The organism is Desulfocastanea catecholica (assembly GCF_054657295.1).
Window position 1 is genome coordinate 1 of record NZ_BAAHYZ010000079.1, and the last position, 3,520, is coordinate 3,520.

The 3,520-nt window shown below is 38.8% G+C and carries 3 protein-coding genes; all 3 read right to left on the reverse strand.

Translation table 11 applies throughout. The annotated features are described in order from the left end of the window. Window positions 1-11: 11 nt before the first annotated feature. The 3 genes from ACYQ8U_RS22745 to ACYQ8U_RS22755 are packed head-to-tail and all read right to left on the reverse strand — an operon-like array spanning window position 12 to window position 3,062. Complete coding sequence (locus ACYQ8U_RS22745) at window positions 12-854, reverse strand: DUF5672 family protein (RefSeq protein ID WP_459947850.1); 843 nt, start codon at window positions 852-854, stop codon at window positions 12-14. Then, entirely contained in the window at window positions 851-1,645 is a 795-nt protein-coding gene (locus ACYQ8U_RS22750; protein WP_459947851.1) for an acyltransferase, read from the reverse strand. Before ACYQ8U_RS22750 ends, ACYQ8U_RS22745 begins: the two co-directional genes overlap by 4 nt. A 10-nt stretch (window positions 1,646-1,655) precedes the next feature. Beyond that, entirely contained in the window at window positions 1,656-3,062 is a 1,407-nt protein-coding gene (locus ACYQ8U_RS22755) for a DUF6298 domain-containing protein (protein ID WP_459947852.1), read from the reverse strand. Between the last annotated feature and the right edge of the window lie 458 nt (window positions 3,063-3,520).

Sequence of the window (3,520 nt, forward strand, 5' to 3'; positions counted from 1 at the left end):
GTTACTTTTAATTACTTATGACAAATAGCATCTGGCAATAAAAAAGGCTCCCAGAATGATTTTTCGTATTTTTCCCAAGCATGACAGCCGAATGGAAGTTGATGACCATTTTGCTCATAACAGTAATGAGGCACACATTCAAAAGCAAACTTCAACGCAATTTCTATAGGTGCTATTTTGAACTCTGGATAATAATACTTTCCTCTGTTTGCCCAAAACATATCTTCAATAGTTATTTTTTCATCTATTTCTTTCTTCGCATTATTAAATTTTGAGATACGCTTAATATATTTTCTTGGCAAATTGACTAGTTGTTTAAGTTTTGATCTGTTCTTACAAAACTGTTGCCAATATTTGTCTGGATCTATATAATATTTATTTGAATCTATAACTTTTATAAAACTCTCAATTCTTCTCAAAGAAAAACCGCCATTGCCAACTTTGCCTTCAAATTTGGTCATACCCGCATAGGGAGCATCTTCATGTTTTATCCATGGAGGCGCTATGTAATCATATCCTTGCTGACACCACTCGGTGAGTTGATCCGAAAATACCAAAGAATCCAAGTGGTATATCAGAATGTATTTGTATTCTTTAAAAGCTTTATAAAATAAAGAAGATAATAAAAGTTTACTATGAGCTTCTGCACTCCCAAAGTATTTCTGATCAAAATATTTATTTTGCACTTCAGGATGACTGATAGCTAATCCATGTGGCGCAATAAAATATTTATCATATGTCCCAAGATGATGCAGTAAATGACGAAGAGAAATTTGTTCTGCTGCAGTTAGTTCCGTTCTGTTTGACAGTGGAATTACAATAGCAACTAGTTTAGGTGTTTTCGTGGTAGTCATGAAACTTTATTTTGGACTAATTTGATATTATTTCGATGGCCAATAATCTTTGCAGGATTTCCAACAGCAATCGCACCTGGAGGAATGTTTTTTGTAACGATAGAACCGGCACCTATCACGCACCCTTGACCAAGACAAACGTTTTCAAGAATTACAGAACCAAAGCCCAACCAGACATCGTCCTCAATAATAATATCTCCTTTACTAATGAGCGGTTGATTTCGAATTAACTCACCAGGATCTATTGCATGATTATACGGATAAAAAGCACAGTTTGGGGCTATTTCAACACGCTTACCAATCTTAACAGATCCTTTATATGCAGAAATAGAACATCTAGGTTGAATATGAGTTTCTTCATCTATGGTTATCATGCCTTTTTCGCCAGTCTCTATAATGATGTCGCTGTAGAGATGCACTCCTTTTTTGAGAGAAACAGTACCCCCATTTGAGGATTGATAAATAGTTACCCTATCCCCAATATAAACATCATTGGTTAGTTCCAATCCAGAGTGTTCGATAACAGCGGATTGTGCAATATATCCAACAGGTCCTTTTTTAGCGAGGTAGCACCGTGATTTGTATTTCGGAGCAAACAATCCTGCAAAAAACATAGCTCGTCTACCTGCCGAATTCATCCCTGATCTTTTCATCCAATATAGTGCCCACCTCTTTTTAAAAGTTACCAAGCTAGTTTTAATAAATAATCCCAAGGTATTCTTCCTATCAACTATATTAACCATTTTATTGATATTTTTAAGGTAGTAATAAAACAGATAAGTACCTGTCACTACCTTCCATTCACGGTACGCTCTTTCTCTTGATATGAACGACCCCTAATCCTTCGAAGGGACAAACTATCTGCTGTTTTTTCTTAAACGGAAATAATTTACTCCATTTAGACTGTTCTTTAATTATCAATTCTTCAGTCTTCACGAATTTTCCGAGTTGTGAGTCGTAGAAACTGACTTTATAAACACCCGGAGGCAAATTAATCCAGATCACCTCATCTAATTCCGGCTTGAAAGCCAGATACTCTTTGCCAGGATCGGCAAGACAGTATTTACTAGAGCACAGTTCTCCATGCGGGTACATATTCGCTAAATTGACGTGTTGAGCCAATATTTTTGTCTGTCCTAGCGCTTTACGTATCGATTCAAATTTTACTACAGGTTGGTCGGGACTTCCAGCACGAAAATCCATATATTCATCCATGACAATCGGATTCAAACCACGTAAAAAGGATTTCCACGCCCATTCGTCCTTTATCTGCTGTAACCACGGATCCAGGTGATCGGTATCAACAATTATGACCTTTTCTCCTCCAGAAGCAGGCGGCTCATCTACATACCCCCCTTCTTTTCCCGGAGAAATGGCTTCAGCGGGACTTTTGAAAAGATTTTCATTCGTTCCTTCGCTATGATCTGACGCTTGGAACGACATCCATGTGGGGTGCTGTTGAGGTTTGGTTTGTTCATATTTTTTAATGAATTGGATCATATGATACTGCCACTCTGTGGAATCACCATGACTCTCATTACTGATTTCCCAAATTATATTGTCGAAATCGTTTAGAGTATCAACCATTTTCCTGACATAAGATTCCTGTAATTGCACAACAGCAGGATCGGCGAGTGTATGGACTTCTTCTCCCTCACCATTACGGTCAATATCACCATCGATTTGATTAATATTGTTGCTTTTGTTAAATGGGTGTCCATCCCATGGATTACCCATTTTACGGTCTACCCCTTTTTGTCCTTTTTGTTCCACACTAAAACCCTGAAACAGCATAACGCCAACATAGAGTCCTCTCTCGCGCGCCAGCGATACACGGCTTCGTAATCGCTCAAAAAAAATGGGATTGAATTTTTTTACATCAAATTTAGGTTTTCCATCAAGTGCAGTCCCCGGACCTGTTCGCATATAGATGGTCGGGGTATACCTAATTAATACTTCACGCTCTCTGAATTGCATCCATGTTGCATGTTCCCATGACCACATACGTAGGAAATTATGATTATATTCTTTTAAAAAATCCAGGTATTTTATGTAGTTAAAGTCCGGGGTTTCTCCTTCGATGCCACGCTCCTGCAGAGCCGCCCAGGTGTGAGATCCGGTTAAGTATACAACACCTCCAGTTGGATTCGCAAAATATCTTGGGTTTTCAGGGTGGATGCTTAAGGGACCCATTTCATTCGCCTGCAAAGAGAGCGCTCCTAGAACACATGAAAAAAACAGCAATTGTACATATGCTTTCATAATCTTGATAAATATTTGATGTTCGGTCAGCTATTTCGCATTTATCACTGAAATTTTGGAGATCCAACTCTGCCTGATCAAAGAGATGAAAGATTTAAACGATATCATGACACTCAAACGCTTCATGGCGCGGACAATCAACAGCCTAAAAATCAAGAGAGCAGGAGCTTCCAGTAGAAAGCCATCCGCTCTCCCGGTCCGAGCTTAAAAACGGCGAAAATCGATTTCGTCGGGATTTTTCAACAAGGGGCTGATCTTTGATAAAAAGTCGCTTCTGCTGTTATAGCCGAAGGAGAACAGGGTTATAATAGAAGATATATTGCACCTATTACTGACGTGATCAGCGGTGCTGATTCAATCTGCGGCGCTTGGTTGTCGATTTCATCAAAATATCCGTAACCGAG